General features: G+C 60.5%; 17 protein-coding genes. 11 read left to right on the top strand and 6 right to left on the bottom strand.

Going from position 1 to position 15872, the window contains the following annotated elements:
- Window positions 1-380 precede the first annotated feature (380 nt).
- The 3 genes from CAF53_RS12325 to CAF53_RS12315 all read left to right on the top strand — a co-directional run bounded on the left by CAF53_RS12325 (window position 381) and on the right by CAF53_RS12315 (window position 4853).
- Entirely contained in the window at window positions 381-1604 is a 1224-nt protein-coding gene (locus CAF53_RS12325; RefSeq protein ID WP_242443434.1) for an HlyD family secretion protein, read from the top strand.
- On the top strand, window positions 1549-3558 hold the full coding sequence (locus CAF53_RS12320) for a glycosyltransferase (RefSeq protein ID WP_242443433.1): 2010 nt from the start codon (window positions 1549-1551) through the stop codon (window positions 3556-3558). Before CAF53_RS12325 ends, CAF53_RS12320 begins: the two co-directional genes overlap by 56 nt.
- A 506-nt stretch (window positions 3559-4064) precedes the next feature.
- Window positions 4065-4853, top strand: coding sequence for a spermidine synthase (locus CAF53_RS12315; RefSeq protein ID WP_046763423.1), 789 nt, complete (start codon window positions 4065-4067; stop codon window positions 4851-4853).
- On the opposite strand, the gene CAF53_RS27545 is transcribed toward CAF53_RS12315, so the two are convergent.
- Both CAF53_RS27545 and CAF53_RS12305 read right to left on the bottom strand, forming a co-directional pair.
- Window positions 4836-5003, bottom strand: coding sequence for a hypothetical protein (locus CAF53_RS27545; RefSeq protein ID WP_197707407.1), 168 nt, complete (start codon window positions 5001-5003; stop codon window positions 4836-4838). The genes CAF53_RS12315 and CAF53_RS27545 overlap by 18 nt on opposite strands.
- A 242-nt stretch (window positions 5004-5245) precedes the next feature.
- Window positions 5246-5461, bottom strand: a complete 216-nt coding sequence (locus tag CAF53_RS12305) for a hypothetical protein (RefSeq protein ID WP_100238212.1) — start codon at window positions 5459-5461, stop codon at window positions 5246-5248.
- A gap of 401 nt (window positions 5462-5862) precedes the next feature.
- On the opposite strand from CAF53_RS12305, the gene CAF53_RS12300 reads away from it, so the two are divergent.
- Together CAF53_RS12300 and CAF53_RS12295 are read left to right on the top strand one after the other, a co-directional pair.
- A complete protein-coding gene (locus tag CAF53_RS12300) occupies window positions 5863-6555 on the top strand; it encodes a CDP-alcohol phosphatidyltransferase family protein (RefSeq protein ID WP_197707406.1) in 693 nt (230 codons plus the stop codon).
- 55 nt (window positions 6556-6610) lie between these two features.
- Window positions 6611-6793, top strand: coding sequence for a hypothetical protein (locus CAF53_RS12295; RefSeq protein ID WP_157035731.1), 183 nt, complete (start codon window positions 6611-6613; stop codon window positions 6791-6793).
- 19 nt (window positions 6794-6812) lie between these two features.
- On the opposite strand, the gene CAF53_RS12290 is transcribed toward CAF53_RS12295, so the two are convergent.
- The 4 genes from CAF53_RS12290 to CAF53_RS12275 form a co-directional block, all read right to left on the bottom strand.
- Complete coding sequence (locus CAF53_RS12290) at window positions 6813-7046, bottom strand: hypothetical protein (protein WP_046763428.1); 234 nt, start codon at window positions 7044-7046, stop codon at window positions 6813-6815.
- Window positions 7039-7245 carry a hypothetical protein gene (locus CAF53_RS12285; protein ID WP_100238211.1) on the bottom strand — a complete coding sequence of 69 codons (207 nt, stop codon included), beginning with the start codon at window positions 7243-7245 and terminating at the stop codon, window positions 7039-7041. The genes CAF53_RS12290 and CAF53_RS12285 overlap by 8 nt, the downstream gene beginning before the upstream one ends.
- Window positions 7246-7738: 493 nt before the next feature.
- On the bottom strand, window positions 7739-7945 hold the full coding sequence (locus tag CAF53_RS12280; protein WP_046763430.1) for a cold-shock protein: 207 nt from the start codon (window positions 7943-7945) through the stop codon (window positions 7739-7741).
- Window positions 7946-8440: 495 nt separating this feature from the next.
- Complete coding sequence (locus CAF53_RS12275; RefSeq protein ID WP_100238210.1) at window positions 8441-9523, bottom strand: IS5-like element ISSsp126 family transposase; 1083 nt, start codon at window positions 9521-9523, stop codon at window positions 8441-8443.
- Between the two features lie 575 nt (window positions 9524-10098).
- On the opposite strand from CAF53_RS12275, the gene CAF53_RS12270 reads away from it, so the two are divergent.
- From CAF53_RS12270 to CAF53_RS12240, 6 genes are all read left to right on the top strand, one after another.
- Window positions 10099-10299: a DUF5818 domain-containing protein gene (locus CAF53_RS12270; protein ID WP_100238209.1), complete on the top strand. Its 201-nt coding sequence runs from the start codon at window positions 10099-10101 to the stop codon at window positions 10297-10299.
- Entirely contained in the window at window positions 10296-10490 is a 195-nt protein-coding gene (locus CAF53_RS12265) for a hypothetical protein (RefSeq protein WP_242443432.1), read from the top strand. Before CAF53_RS12270 ends, CAF53_RS12265 begins: the two co-directional genes overlap by 4 nt.
- Before the next feature lie 202 nt (window positions 10491-10692).
- Window positions 10693-12417 carry a methyltransferase domain-containing protein gene (locus tag CAF53_RS12260; protein WP_100238208.1) on the top strand — a complete coding sequence of 575 codons (1725 nt, stop codon included), beginning with the start codon at window positions 10693-10695 and terminating at the stop codon, window positions 12415-12417.
- Window positions 12418-13382: 965 nt separating this feature from the next.
- On the top strand, window positions 13383-13847 hold the full coding sequence (locus tag CAF53_RS12250) for a helix-turn-helix domain-containing protein (RefSeq protein ID WP_100238206.1): 465 nt from the start codon (window positions 13383-13385) through the stop codon (window positions 13845-13847).
- Window positions 13844-14422: a PIN domain-containing protein gene (locus CAF53_RS12245; RefSeq protein ID WP_100238205.1), complete on the top strand. Its 579-nt coding sequence runs from the start codon at window positions 13844-13846 to the stop codon at window positions 14420-14422. The genes CAF53_RS12250 and CAF53_RS12245 overlap by 4 nt, the downstream gene beginning before the upstream one ends.
- Window positions 14419-15834 (top strand): hypothetical protein, encoded by a 1416-nt coding sequence (locus tag CAF53_RS12240; RefSeq protein WP_197707404.1) that lies wholly within the window; start codon window positions 14419-14421, stop codon window positions 15832-15834. The genes CAF53_RS12245 and CAF53_RS12240 overlap by 4 nt, the downstream gene beginning before the upstream one ends.
- The last annotated feature ends 38 nt before the right edge of the window (window positions 15835-15872 follow it).

The raw sequence follows: 15872 nt of genomic DNA, 5'->3' as shown, positions 1-15872 counted from the left end.
CCATATGCATTGAGCATGCCCGCGGTAAAGTCCCTTCCGGACAATCCCGGGGAAGCGATTGGCGGAGCCGAGGTCGTTGATCATCGTCCGCGCTGGGCAAACCCATTCCGGTGACCCACTCGTCGACCGGGCGGGCATATTGCCTTGTGCTTATGTGGGGCAGCAGCATGGTCTGTCCGGCTGAGGAACGCATACTCCTCCTGATTCATCTATTCAGCTGCCCAGAAATGAACATGGATCGGCGTCCAACCTATCGGCCGAAACTGGCCCGTTCCGGTTGCGGTTGATTTTGATTGCCCTCCAACATTTTCGGAAGCCGGGGTTATCCAGCCTTTCTTAACCATATCCGCGTAAGAAACGCCCGTGAGATCGAGGGCGAAATGAGCGTAGAAACCAAACTTTCCACTGAAGGTGCAGAAGAACTTCAGCTACCCGAAAAGCCCAAGCGGCCATGGTTCCACCTGCCGCGCCGGATGCTGGTCGGCGGCCTGCTGTTGGTGATGGCCTGCGCCGTGCTAGTGCGCAGCTTCGTCTTCACAGCTGGTTACAATACAACTTTGGTGGCGGATATGGGTGTCGTCAGGGCTCCGGTGTCCGGCGAAGTCGACCGGCTTGGCGCGAATGTCGGGGACCGCGTGACGCGGAACCAGCCGTTGGGAGGCTTTGCCGCTCCGGTGGGTTTGTCGGCGGCGGTCCGTGCCGGATCGGAAGATGTGGATCAGCTACGGGTGAAGCTGGCTAGTATCGACGGGCGCATGGCTGCTCTCAGGGCCGATGCCGACCACATCCGCGGCGAAGCGGGTGTCTATCGGTCTGAAAAGCTGGTACAGATGGATGCAGTCGCGGACGAAAGCTCCGCCCAACTGGCCGCCGCGCAGGCGCGACTGGCCTTTGCGCAGAAGCAGTTGGATCGCACCCGCTCTCTCGCCGACCGGGGCTTCATCAGCGCAGCCGGACTTCAAAGGGCGGAACAGGATCAGCGCGCCGCCCTGGCCGATCAGAATGCGGCGATGGCACGCCGGCGCACCAACCTGATCGAGGCGCGCGCCGCAGGTCGAGGCCTGTTCCTCAACAACGGCTACAGCAACGTCCAATATTCGACCCAGCGCCTGAGCGATCTCAATCTGGCGTTGAGCGAATTGCAGGGCGAGAGGGAGAACCTCACCGCAGCGCTCGCCAATGCGGAAAAGTGGAGCGACGGCAGCAAGGTCGGCGCCATGCGGCGGCTGCAGCTTCCGTTGCGGGCGAGCATCAATGGCCGGGTGTGGGCGAAGGTCGCCGCCCCTGGGGAAGCGCTGCGTGAAGGCGATCCGATCTACATGCTCGCGGACTGTTCGTCCTTCTTCGCCTATTTCACCGTCGGCCGCAGCGCCTACAGCAAGCTCAGCCTCGGTTCGCCCGTGACGTTCATCGCATTTTCGAGCGGCGATCGCTGGCCCGGGACCATCGTCAACATGGGCGTGAGCGATCCTTCCCAGATCCGCGTCACCAGCCATGTTCCCAGTCCAGCCGCGGGCGAATATCTGATCGGCGCGCGGATCATGCTGGATGCGCAAGGCCAGAAGCAGTGCCCGGTCGGCACGGCAGGCCGGGTTGTGCTGTAACGCGGCCATGAACAGCGTCGAGATCCCGTCCTATTTCTGGGGCCTCGCCACCCTGGGCCTCTGCCTGCTGCTGTTTCCCAAACTCAACCCGGGCAACCCTTTGCATCGGTTGATCGTCAGCGGCGCCGCGGTCGGATCGATCCTCATCTATATGATATGGCGTATGGTCGCCACGCTCGATCTGGATACGTCCGGCTCAGCTCTGCTTTCCGTGGGCTTCTTCATCCTGGAGGTCTGTTCCACGCTGGGCGGGGTGTTGGTGCTGGTCGTGCTGACGAGAAGGCGCGACCGCTTGGAGGACGTCAGCGGCAACATGCGCTGGCTGCATGCCCACAGGCCCAGCGCGGCGATCTTCATCTGCACCTATAATGAGGATATCGGGATTCTCGACCGCACGATCACCGGCGCGCTCAACCAGAACTATCCGGCAAAGGTCTATCTGCTGGATGACGGGCGACGGCCGGAGGTCGAGGCGCTGTGCCGCCGTCGCGAGGTGGAATGGCTGACGCGCCCGGATAATGTTCATGCCAAGGCCGGCAATATGAATGCAGGCGTGGCGACTTTGGCGGCCCGCGGCGAGATGCCGGATTTCGTCGCCATACTGGATGCGGATTTCGTCGCCCTGCCCAATTTCATGTCCCATTGCATGGCACTGTTCCAGGATCCCGCCGTGGGGGTGGTCCAGACACCGCAGCACTTCTTCAACCCCGATCCGTTGCAGCACAGGATCAAGGGTCATCTGGACCTGCCCGACGAGCAGCGCTTCTTCTTCGACACATTGCTGCCCGCCAAGGATGGATGGGGCACCGCCTTTTCCTGCGGGACGTCCTCGGTCGTCCGCACCAGCGCACTTACCGAAATCGGGGGATTTCCGACAGACAGCATTACCGAAGACATGCTGCTGTCGATCCGCATGAAAGAGCATGGCTTTGTCACGGCCTATCTGAACGAAAAGCTCAGCCTCGGGCTCGCGCCGGAGGGAATCGGCGAATATTGCACCCAGCGCATTCGCTGGTGCATCGGCGCGATGCAGATCATGCGCAGCCCCGATGGCCTGTTTTCGCGCAAGGGGTTGAGCTGGATCGACAGGATGAGCCTGCTCGAAACCCTTCTCTACTGGATGGGCAGCTTTCCCTTTCGCCTCGCCTGTCTGCTGGTGCCGATCCTCTATTGGATGACGGGCCTCACCATCATGGATGCGCCGATTGGCGAGCTCGCTGCATTCCTGCTGCCCCGGCTCCTGGTGGAAGCCTTTGCCATCAGTTGGTATTCCAACGGCCGCATCCTGCCGCTTTTGACCGACACGTCCCAGTTGCTGGTCGCGCCCGAGATTGTGGCCGCATCCTGCCACACCCTGCTGCTCCCCGGAGAGCGTCCGTTCAAGGTGACAAACAAGGGCGGCGACCGTTCCCGGACGGTGGTCCACTGGAAATTGTTATCGCGCTTTGCGGCCATTCTGCTGCTGACCGTCGGCGGGATGCTGTTCAGCTATGGCTCTCCACTGGCGCCGACTTTCTTTTCGGACCAGAAGGACATTGTGGCGCTCTGGAGCATGTACAACGTCCTCGTCTGCATCATCGCCATCATCGTCTGCGTCGAAACACCGCGAAGGGCGGAAGAGCGGGCTCCCATCAGCGGAACAGCACTTTTCAACGCAGGGGACTGCGCCACCCCGGTCCGGCTGCTCGATATTTCATCAAGCGGCGTAGCCTTCGCCAATGAAGGCAATTGGCGCATAGGCGACAGAGGCACTATTTCCATCAGGGAACTGGGCGAGGTTCCGGCGATCATCGCGCGAATCACGGATCATATCGTGGGAGCGAAGATTCTCCTTTCGCCCCAGCAGCAGGTGGCGCTCACACATTTCCAATTTGGCGGCGACCGCATGCGCACGCCTGATGTGTCCACGCTCAGCAGCGTCCTCGCCCTGATCAGAGGCCTTGCGCTGAATTGAGCGCATGATGCCTTCTCCGAAGGCCAGATCCGGTGCGGTTCAAGTGCGCGCTTTGCCCCGGCTTTGTGCCTGCCTTTCTTCATTGTCACGACCAAGGATGTAAAGCGCACCGAAAGGCGAAATATTCAGAACCTTTCGCCCCGTGCCCCGTTACGAAAGGACGATCGGGTGAACAACAGGGGATAATCCGTATCAAGGCGAGGCCATACTGACTTTTCAATATCGCCGACCCGAAGCGTGCGAATTTTGCTTTTGCTTGCATGGCGCGAGTAGCCGGGATTGACGCAAAGCTGGCAAACAATCTCCAGCCCTTCAATCTCTGCCTTTCAGGTCATCCGGCAACATGTCATGGGCCTGCACCTGATCGATGAGCCCCCTCTCTCCGCCCCACTATGCTGCATGGCCTTGCAAAGGGCATGAAGGCCGGGCATTGCACAACGTCACCGCGCAATGGACGCCGCACTGGTTTACGTCGCGATTGATCCCGAGAATCCGACAGGAACAGCATGAATCGTGACAACGCTTCGTCAAGGCGGTCTTCTGCCACACAGACTGGCATCAGCGATGACCGGCAAACCAGGACCGCCAAAACGAGCCGTCTGCCCATAGAAACGGTGGATGTCGCGGATATTCCGGGCGGTGGCCAATTGCATCTGCTCAAATGCGGCAAGGAATTCTCCATCCAGTTCGGCCGCGACGAGTTGATGGGAAGTCAGGATCATCTCTCGGAAATGGCGCTGGCTACCCTCACGAGCGAGCGCTTGGCCAGGAAAGACGGGCACGTCCTTGTAGGCGGGCTTGGCATGGGCTTCACCCTGGACGCAGTCCTTGCATCCTGGGCTTCCGATGCTTTCGTGACCGTGGCGGAACTGGTTCCCCAGATCGTCGTCTGGGCCAAGGGGCCGTTGGCGCATCTGTTCAAGGAAAACCTCGCCGACCCCCGCGTCAGCATCCGCTTGCACGACGTCTATGATGTCATCGTGGAAACATCCGATCGCTTCGACGCCATCCTGCTGGATGTCGATAACGGGCCGGACGGCTTCATCACGCCCGGGAATGATCGGCTCTATTCCCATGCCGGTCTGGCCGCTGCCTACGCCGCGTTACGGCCGGGCGGGCTCCTCTCCGTCTGGTCGTCCTATGCCGACGACTGCTTTGCGGGGAGGCTTGAGGAATCGGGCTTCGACGTCGATGAAATCATCCTGCCCGCCTATGTCGGCAGCACGGAGCGTTGGCATAATATCTGGTTCGCGACCAAGCCGGGCAACCTCGCCCGGCTATCGAGCGTGCAGTGAAGCCTCTTCCTCCCGGCGCAGAACGGAGATGATCTTGGAATAGGCGCGCGCCTGTTCTTCATGCTTCCTTCTCTCGACAGGACATATGGCGAGATCGGCATGATTCAGTTCCGCTTGCCTGCGACGATCGAGATAATCGAAGCGATCCACGGCCTATTTCCGATGGAGCGAAGGGGCCCATTGCCGGGCCATGTGAGAAGCGGATCGCGTTACGGTGCCCTCGATAAGCTTGTCCTTCATCAATATGCGGAAGGCGTCGGCATCCCTTGGATCCAGCATGACGACCCTTGCGCCGCCGGAAACCAGCGCTTCCACAGCGGATATCCGGAATGCGTGTTTCGCGCATGTCTCCTTGATGACGTCCGTAGTGGCCCAGACGTTGACGACCCTGCTCATGCCGCACCGCCTTCCACGTTGAAGGGAAAGGGATTGAATGGGGTGGAACCATCCGCTCGCCGTGAGCGGTAGGGGTGAGGATGACGGCGGATACGGGCCGCATATCCCTGTGCAAGCCGTTGATGGGCGCGACGTGCAGCCGGGTTATGCGCGTTCCGGGCGCGCAGCAACTCCTCCTGCTCGCGTTTCAGCAGATAATTCAGGTCTTCCATGCGATGCTCCTCGGCTGGCAAGCGGGAGCACGATGGTCTCTCTGTCACGGCGAATGCTTGCAGCAAATTTCGCGCAATAATGGCCTAATAGCATGGAAGGTCCTTCCCGTCTCGCTGGAAAAGTCTACAGATTTCAGAAAATTCTGTTCGGTTCGCATGAGGGCTGCTACAAAAGGCTATCGGGTCTTCCTTCCGCACGATCCGACAGAGAGACTTGAGTGCTCCCGCATATATGGGAGCATCTCATGCAGGAAGATTATCTTTCTTTTCAGGCAGCACTGATCGCATCGGTCGTCGTTCTGCTTTTTCTTGGCTGGCGTATTTTCGGACGCGGCGGTTGATACTTGCCCTGCAATGGCGCCGCAGATGCGCCGGTTGTTCAAGACCATGATCGAAGGCCCATGACGATCCAGCCCCAATCTTCCCAATCGCTCTCCAGAATTCAACAGAACTGGCTTGCCGCCAATGAACGGCGGGTGCTCAACTGGCTGTGCCACCGGATGCCGCCCTGGGTAACGCCGGATCGACTGACAGCGACGGGCATGGCGGGCGCGGTCATGATCTTCGCCGGATATGCCGCCAGCAACATTGCCTCGTCCTGGCTGCTGCTCGCCATTGCGGGCTATGCCGTGCAGTGGTTCGGCGATTCCATGGATGGCAGCCTGGCGCGATACCGGCGTATCGAGCGTCCTTCCTACGGATATTTCATAGATCATAGCTGCGACGGGCTGGCGACATTGCTCATCCTTGCCGGGATCGGCCTCAGCCCGTTCGTCACGATGAATGTCGCCATGATCGCGCTTGCGGGTTATCTGCTGCTGTCGATCCACGCCTTTCTGTCGGCGCGGGTGCTGGGCGAATTGAAGCTGTCCTATCTTTCCGCCGGACCGACCGAACTTCGGTTCATGCTGATCGGAATGACCGTCATGATGATGGTGCTGGGCACGGCTCCCGGCCTCTTCGGACGCTGGTCGGGCTTCGATCTCTTCGTGGGGACGGTCGGTTCGATCCTGATCGTCCTCTTCATCGGCCAGACGCTGGTCACGGGAAGAAGGCTTGCTCTCGCGGAAACGGAACACCGCCTCCTGAAGTGAAGGGCAAGGGCATCTTTCCCTCCTCGCCTGGGAACCCCATTTGCTGGAGACCATCATGACCGCCCACCTTGCCAGTTTCGCGATCGAGGCCGAGGCGGAACGTTATCGGCTGAGGCTGACCCTGGACGACGGCACGATCCTGGACATCGGCATATCCTTCGATCAACTCGATGAATTGGGCGAAGAGATAGACCGGCGCCTCGACGCCGATCAGGATTTGCTGCCGCCCGAATTCTGAAAATCCCGGCGGGAAGACGTCAGGCTTCCGCCCATTCGTCCAGACGCTGCTCCGCAGCGCGCAGACCTTCGATGCTTTCTATGGCCAGGTCGAGTGGCCTTCCGCCCAGTTTCTCGTCATTGCCGTTGAGAAAGGCGATGGCCTCCCGCGCGCCTAGCCGGGCGATGGCCAATTGGGAAATACGGCCTTGCCGTGCGGCCTGTTCCGGAGAAAGGCGGGGACCGCTGAAATGTCTGCCTGATTGTCTAGCCAAAGGGCCGCTCCTGGTGGACCGCCTTGTCGGCGGCCTGTCGTTTTCGGTTCCCCTCGCCTTTCAGGACCCGGTCGGCCATGGCCTGCCATGCCGCCTTTGCGCGCAGGCAGCGGTCCCGCACATTGGACAGATCGGTTTCGCTTGCCTCGCCATCGCATTGGGCGACTCGCGCGAGATAGAAATCGCTGGTGACGGACATGGGCAATCTCCCGGATGAAGTCGGGCTGCGGTATTTCAGCCGAGCATTTCGGCCACGATGCGGCGCAGGTCCGGGGCCGACAATATACCCGCGGGCGTGGGCCTATGGTCCGCCCTACGCATCTTGCGAAAGGGGGAAGGCCGATTGGAAAGGGTGCAGATATTCGGAAATTTGAAATTCATGATGATCCTGATGAACGCCTATGGGCGCACAATGATTGAGAATGGCGCATATTCGGTGCGGCCTGTGCCCTCCTTCATAAGGACGGGCTGGATGTATCGAGACGAGTTTCTGTCATCCGACACATGGAAATCGCCAAACCGCAATCGGGCTCGGCGACAGGAGAGGCGTCCTGCCCTCCTTCAAGTCCCTGAACATTCCCCGCACTCTTGCCAGCCATAGGGGCAGGAAAGCGGGGAATACAGCCCCGGCACCAAAGGGGATCGTGCCGGGGGGAATTGATGTCAAGCGAACGGTCCGCTTGACCGTCCCGTCAGGCGCTGGCGAGATTGACGGCGGACTGTTTGCCGCGACGGTCAGTCTCGACCTCATAGCTCAGCCGCTGGTCCTTCTGCAGTGTCGCCATGCCCGCGCGTTCGACGGCGGAAATGTGCACGAAACTGTCGCTGCCACCGTCCTCGGGCGCAATGAAACCATAGCCTTTGTCGGCGTTGAAGAATTTGACGATGCCGATGGGCATGGGATGTTTCCTTTCACGAAAACAGGATACCCGCCCGCAAAAGCACGAGCGGAGCTGATAGCGCGAGAAGGGAAGGAGCACCCAGTGGGGCAAATTCCGTCGCAGGCGACGTTTAGCCCGCCTCATATGGCAGTCGACGGAGAAAAAGTCAATCCGCCCTCCTCCAATGCCCACGAAACCCTCTGATTTTCAGGTTGCGTTACTATAGAATTGACGCGGAACAATAGGAATTGACGACTGTCTCAATCAATCGATAGCGCTGAAATAACAGATCGCCACCTTCATTATTGTGTCAGCTTATCCAATGCTTCGTTAAGCTGGTGGACCTCCTCTGCTGAAAGATCAAAGCCGCTTTCCAGTTGGACACCTCGAAAAACCGGGTGATTTTGGTCTGATGGCGTAGGAAGGGGCACGCGGCGCTGATGAAAGGCACCGCTTCGGCGGCATTGGCGGGGTGATCGCCGTGTCGGCGGAGTTCTGGGCGCCAATTCCATGTCATGCAGGCGCAGCTCTGCCCTCGATCCAGGCGAGACGCTGGAAATTATAGACCAGGTTGGCCATGCCGATCTTGATCCTGGCGCGAGCGATGCCGATGGTGCGGACGACGAGGCCCATGCGGTGTTTCTGCCCGGCAAAGACATGCTCCACGGCGGCGCGGACCTTTGAGCGCCTTGCATTGGCCCTGGCTATCCGTTCGGGCAGCGGCCGCTTGGGCAGGCGCTTCTGGTGGATATTGCTGGTGAACATGCCCCTGGCGAGAAACGCCTCGTTCTTCTTGGATCGATAGGCGGTATCGGCCCAAACGCCTGAGGCGGTGTTCTCCTTGCTGATCAGATCGGGCAGTCGCGCGCCATCATGGGCATTGGCGGCGCTCGCATCCCAGGTGCGGATCAGTCCGTGGACCCGATCGATGCCGATATGGTTTTTATAGCCGAACATCGGGATGGCCAGATCGACCGGCTTTGTCGCCTTAGGATCGTCGCCTTCCCTGACCTTGGCTTTGGTATATTTGATCGACCAGCGCGCATCGCGGTCTTTCTGTCGGGTCTTGGCGGGGTTCCAGTCCTGAGGGATCCGGCCTTCCTTGATCGCCGCCTTCTCCTCCTGAGTATTGCGTTGCTTGGGCGCGGGCACGACGGTAGCGTCGATGATCTGCCCGCCCATGGCCAGATAGCCCCGATCCTTGAGAGCGGTATCGAAGCGCACGAACAGCCGGTCGATTGCTTTGGCCTTCACAAGCCGTTCGCGGAACAGCCAGACCGTGGTGGCATCGGGCACGGTGCCTTCCAGGCCAACGCCCAGGAAGCGCTGAAACGAAAGCCGGTCCTTGATCTGGAACTCGGTCGCCTCGTCGGACAGCGAATACAATGCCTGTAGAACCAGGATTTTGAACATCAGCACCGGATCGAACGGCGGTCGTCCGCCCTTGTTACGAGGGCCGCGTCGCAGCGCGGCCACCAGCGGTCCCCGGAATAGCTCGAAGTCCACCACGGCGGACAACCGTTCCAGGGGATCGCCCGCCGCGCTCAGCGCCTCGTATCGGTCCGAAAGATCAAAGAAACCCGGCTGTACTGCCATCTCTGCCTCCGCTGTCGCGTACGCGCAGTGAATCACCTCAAGCCGTCAGACGCCACCGGTTTTTCGAGGTGTCCAGTTTTGCCTTCGCATTGCGCAAAAGATGGGCAAGACGGTCGAGTTTCGTGAGTGAGCCAGCATCGTCCGATTGCAACTGCCGGGTCGCCCCGATCAGCATATTGGCAAGGTCGAGTTACCTCTGATGCATCGGCCCGCAGTCAACAGACCACGAGTTCGCGTTTGAACTATGGCTTTTAGCATGAAGTTCGGTTTTGGCTATGCTTGGCAACCTCATGCGCAGAGCAAAGATTGGGCGAATGCCTCTAACCTCTCAACGCCGATGCAAAGACAGGGTGACCAACTTCAGTCCCGCCGAATCATAAACCCAAAGCGCTTCCCATAGGGAACCTGCCGCTCCGTGCGATTGATCGCCCCCATCCCCATTTCCTTGCCTGGCATCGTGAAAATGTCTTCAAGCAATGATGCGGGCGGGGATTATGGAGCCACATCAGCGATCTGACATGCACTCCGTCCAGCCCTGGTCTGATCCCAAATATCTGCAAGGAACTTCCGCCCACATGGCCCGCTATCGTCCGATCATATTGGAAGGCCTGCTGATGCACGAGGGACGCCAACTCGTCCTGCGCATGGCCGATGGCGGTCAGTGGCGCCTGCTGGCGCTCGGCAAACAGGATCATCTGCTCGGCCGCCATGTGCGTGTCGAGGGTGCGCGGGACGGACATGACATTGTCGCGGCTGACAAGATCACAGCCAAATGACGCTGACGCAGAAACAAATACCCTGGGGCGCGGCCTCTATGCTCCTGCGCAGCCATGGCGATCAGGCAAAAGCCTTTGCGGACAACAGGATCGCGGAACTGTCGGCGCTCGGCGATGAGAATGGCGTCGCCATGTGGAAGACAATCGCCGGTTGCATCGATCAGCTGAAAGCGACCGGACCAAGGAACTGAAGCTCTTCATTTGGTCTTCAACCTCGCCGACGCTATCTGCATTCCGTCACCACCATCAAAAATATGGCCCTCATATGGATGGCGATAACGACGGGATCGATTGCCAACCCTATTGCGAACATCACTGATCTCAGATCGAACGCCGGAGATCCCGATTGGCGTGCGGACGGCTTCAAGCTATTGAACCTGGTCGAAACGGGGAATGACGCTGAACAGCTACGATCAGACGATCGCCGCCTATCATGATGCGGCCCGTGACCTTGCGAAGCACTACGACGCTTTGCCGGCGGATGCGGCATTTCACGCGCTCCATCCGCTCTTTCCGTCATCCGGCCTCGCGCTCGACGTTGGCGCGGGCTCAGGCCGGGATGCACGATGGCTCCGAAGTCTTGGCTTCGACGTCGTTGCGGTCGAGCCCGCGGAAGGATTCCGCGCCCATGCCGCGACCAAGCAGAATGATGGCATTCGCTGGCTCGACGATCGGCTGCCATCGCTCGATCGAGTGCACCGATTGGCGCTGTCTTTCGATCTGATCTCCCTTTCGGCGGTTTGGCAGCACATCATCCCGGACGATCGCGCTCGCGCCTTCCGCAAACTGGTGACGCTCCTTCGTCCCGGCGGCGTTCTCGCCATGACGCTGCGGTCCGGCCCCGCTCCAGCCGATCGCCCAATGCATCCAACCTCCAGCGGGGAGATTGAGGGGCTGGCGCGTGCACATGGCATGGAAGTGCTGAAGGTTGAGGCATCCAACGACATTCAGAAGCGGGATGGCGTCTCCTGGACGAGCGTCGCCCTCCGCATGCCCGATGACGGGACCGGGGCGCTGCCCCTGGTCCGGGGTATCGTCCTGGGCGATGAAAAATCCTCCACCTACAAGCTCGGACTATTGCGCGCCGTGGCACGCGTCGCGGAACAGTCGCCGGCGGCGGCCCTTCCCGCGCCCGATCAACCGGATGCCGTTGAACTGCCGCTCGGCCTCGTCGCGCTCTATTGGATCAGGATGTATCTGCCCTTGGTAAGGCTGGACCTCCCCCAGCTGCCCAAGAATCGCGGACCGGACGGACTTGGCTTTGCAAAGGCAGGATTTCGCAGACTGCTGGACGACGGCATCGATCCGGCCGAATTACGCGTCGGCGCCGTGTTCGAACAGGAGCGCGCCGCCGTCATCCTCGCAGCGGTGGGCGAGGCTGCGCCCACGATCGCGGCGATGCCGGCAAACTTCACGCGCTTCCCAAATTCCGATCAGCGGATATTTGAAGTTGTCCGGCAGCGTCGAGCAAAGGCGGCAGGACTGGAACTTGATCTCCAGCGTCTCCAAACCTGGGGGACGCTGGTGATACCCGGCCATCTCTGGCGGGCCTTGTCCCGCTTTGGCGCCTGGATCGAACCGATGCTCATTGCCGAATGGAGCCGCCTCATTCGCGCTTATGCCGATCGGATGAGCCTGCCCGTCCCTCCCGGAATGTCCGAGGCCGCCTTGGAATGGCGTGAACCGTTACGCAGCACCTCGATCGCCCGTATGGCGGCTGAACGCCTTTCTCGGACCAAGGGGCAGATCGAATGCATCTGGACCGGGCAGAAGCTGTCTCTTGCGCGATTGGACATCGACCATTGCCTGCCATGGGCTGCCTGGCCCTGCAGCGATCTTTGGAATCTCGGCCCGTGCGACCGAAAGGTGAACCAGCATCAGAAGCGGGACAAGCTGCCATCCGCGGCAATCTTTGCCGCGAGCAAGGATCGCATTATCAGTTGGTGGAAAGGCGCCTATCTTGCCGACGATGCCCTGAATGCGAGATTCAGGCGCGAAGTTTCCGCCGCGCTACCGACCGCAGGGAATGACGACCTTGCCGATATATACTCTGCTCTTGATTGGCGCAGACTGCGCCTTTTGCAGGATCAGCGCGTACCGGAATGGACAGCGCTCTAATGCGCAGCAGGTCAGCATATGCTCTCACACGGCACCCCGTCCCCATCTCCATCAAGCCGGCCGACGCCGCATTCATTCAGATAGTGATACGCTTCCGCGCAGCTATCCATCTGTCCGCACTTCCACTTGCTGCCACAGCTGGGGCCAGATCGCCGCGACGACACCGCATCCAGCGGGTCTGAAGACGCTGGCGACAGCAATCGCGCGGGTCTGGACGCGGACACCGGCTCGGGCTCCGGTTCCGGCTCGTTCTCCGACAGGAAGCGCTGCGCGACCCAACAGTCTTCGCCGATGCGGTCCAACATGACCCACGAACCGCGTGTTTCGCCGGCCGACACCATGGCCCCACGGGTCAGTTTCTCGACCGGCCTGGCATCCTTCTGAGGTTCTGCGCGGCAATTCAGGGTAGAGGTGGCCACGTACATCGTAGCGGCTTCTGAAGCCGCTCCGGTGATTGCTTCCGACGATTCTGCCGCCGGTGTGCTGTCGCTGTCATGCGTTGGGCCACCGACACATTTGGCGATGGCGACTATCAGCAGGAGGCATATGGCCAACAGACTGCACCCGCTATTGTCCGATTTTCGCGCCATCATTCTCCCCCCAAGGCGCGATAGTATCGCCGGGGCTGCGCGTGTCACGCCTGGATTAGTGCCTGATCGGCGATAATGCGTGCGATTGCGCCCCGAAGTGGACATCTAAATCTGACTGGGTCTGGGACAATCCTGCCGTTCGTCGCCGCGACCGGGAACGTCCGGTTACGCCGACACCGGCCATTTGTGGATCAGCCTAAGCCCTTCCACCTAGGTCCGGGCTGTTGGGCGTACGGAACTGTTTGGGCTTGGGCCGAGATCGAGGAAAGCGGCCCTTCGTTGATGCCGTGACACTTATTTCACTTAATTCGTTTATTGCTTTTACTGGGTCTGTTCCCTATATGGGCACAGCAGCAGCCAGGTAAGGAGTAAGGCATGAGCGAGCAGGCTCTCTCTGAACGGCCGCCGACCGAGAATGAGGTCCGGCAGGCGTCCGAGGCGGCGCGTGCGCTGGCAACGGCGCTGACACCGCAGGGCCTGCCGTTCAGCGTCAGCCGGAACGGTGATGTGACCGAGGTCGAGCTGCCGCCGGCGCTCGGCCAGCTGGTGCTCGATGTGCTGACGCATGTCGCGCGCGGCGAAATGGTGACGTTCGTGCCCTATGGCGCCGAGCTGACCACCAAAGAGGCTGCCGACCTCCTCAACGTGTCACGCCCGTTTCTGGTGTCGATGCTGGAGGAGGGCAGGATCGCGTTCCACAAGGTCGGTTCGCACCGCCGGGTGCGGGCCTGCGACCTGCTGGCGTTCCGCAACGCCCGTGATGCCGAACGCGCCGCGGCGCTCGACGAGCTTCAGCGGCTTGGCCAGGAGTTCGACGCCAAGGAATCGGGGGGGAATTGAGGAGCGTATCGGACCGGTTCGTCGTCGTTCTCGACGCCAATGTCCTCTACCCCTATCGGATGCGGGACGCCCTGCTCAGGTTCGCCGAGGCAGGGCTGTTCCGCGCGCGCTGGTCGCCGGCGATCCTCGACGAGTGGCGGCGCAGTCTGCTTGCCCGGCGCCCCGAACTCGAAGGCAGTATCGACGCGCAGATCCGGGCGATGGCAGGCGCGTTTCCCGAGAGCTGTGTGACCGGCGGCGACGCGCTGATCGCCAGCCTCGATTTGCCCGATGCCAATGACCGGCATGTGCTGGCGACCGCGATCCGCACCGGTGCCGAGCATATCGTAACCGAGAATCTGAAGGATTTCCCCGACGGGGCGCTCGAACCTTTCGGTATCACCGCGGTGACTGCCGATGATTTCCTGTCGAGCACCTTCGAGCTCTACCCCGGCGACGCATTCCGGGCGATGCGCGCCATGCGCCGCGCCTATGCCAATCCGCCATTCTCGCCGGGCGAATTCATTTTCGATCTCCAGGCCAAGGGTCTGCCCAAGCTCGCTTCGATGCTGAAGGAAAGCATCGACCTACTATGAAGTTCGATACGCTCCTCATCCGACCGCGTCTCACCGACTATCACGGCATTACGCTCGCACAGGAGGACGCGGATTTCGCGATTCCGTTCTTCGACGAGGACATTCCGCTCTACGTCGATCCGTTCCTGATGTGGCGGTCGCCCTCGATGCAGGACAATTCGCTGCACGAGATGCTGATGGGGGCGTTCAACCACCTCGGCAAACTCGCCCAAGGTGGCGGCCGTGATGCGGCAATCGACATGCTGGTAGTCGCCTCGGAGTGCGACGAAGTCGGCCTGGGGTCGTCATCCAAGCGCAAGGGCAAACGAATCGGGCGGGACAAGGCGGGCGAGATTCTCGACATCTTCCACCGCATTCCCCGCTACGCGACCCATGGCCTTGGCCATATCGAGGAGCTGCAGTTCTTCGTCGAGGGTATCTCGAAAGACCGGATCAGCGACTTCGCGTGCAGTTTCCTCAAGTCTTTCCTGATCGATTACACGATCGATCAATGCACCCGGCTCGGCATCCCGACACAGAGCCAGACCATTTCCAGCGTGTGGGATGTCCGCCGCAAGCAGTTCGCAAGCATCACGACCGACCTCCCGGTCGATCCGACCGATGGTCGCCCGTTGCTGTTCGTGCCCAAGCGCTGGCTGCGATATGTGCCCTGGATCAATTATGAGGATTATTACGAGAAACACTGCCCGCAGGACGACATCACGCATGTGGCCGAGGAGCTTACCCGCGTCGAAGTGCTGACCTACAATCGCGACAATTACGGGGTGGTCGCCGCCTATATCGAGGCCAAGGAACGATCGTTCGCCGACGCCGCCAACGATCCGCTGTTCGCGCAGATTCCGGTGCGCTCGGCACGCGGCAAGCTCGCGCAGATCAAGAAACTGCCGACCGGCAAGACCGATGGTGCCGACCTCAAATATGAGAACGCGGTCGGGCAATTACTGCCTTCCCTGCTCTATCCCAATCTCGATTTCGCGCAGGCGCAGGCACGCACCGACAGCGGAGTCAGCATTCGCGACCTCATTTTCTACAATACCCAGCGCGCGCCGTTCCTGAAAGAAGTCCACACGGATTACGGGTCACGCCAGATCACGTTCGAGCTGAAGAATGTCGCCGAACTGGAACGAACCCATGTCGATCAGCTGAACCGCTATCTCGCCGCCGAGCTTGGCAACTTCGGGGTATTCGTGACCCGGCATCAGCCGAAGAGGGCGATCAACCAGCGGATTGTTGATCTCTGGTCGGGTCAGCGCAAGGCGATTGTGACGCTCACCGATGCCGATCTCGAGCAGATGGTCGAGGTGTTCGACAGCAAACAGCGCGACCCGCTCGACGTGATCGTCAAGAAATATGCCGAGTTCAGGCGCAGCTGGAAGATGCTGACCTGCCGCAGGTCAGTGACGCGCTGCTAATGATGGCTCAGTTCAATCCCGCGATCGAGGCGTTCAGG

The sequence above is a fragment of the Sphingobium sp. LB126 genome (assembly GCF_002795205.1).
GTDB lineage: Bacteria > Pseudomonadota > Alphaproteobacteria > Sphingomonadales > Sphingomonadaceae > Sphingobium > Sphingobium chungbukense.
The sequence above is the reverse complement of the archived record's forward strand: the minus strand, read 5'-3'. Positions and strand labels throughout refer to the sequence as shown.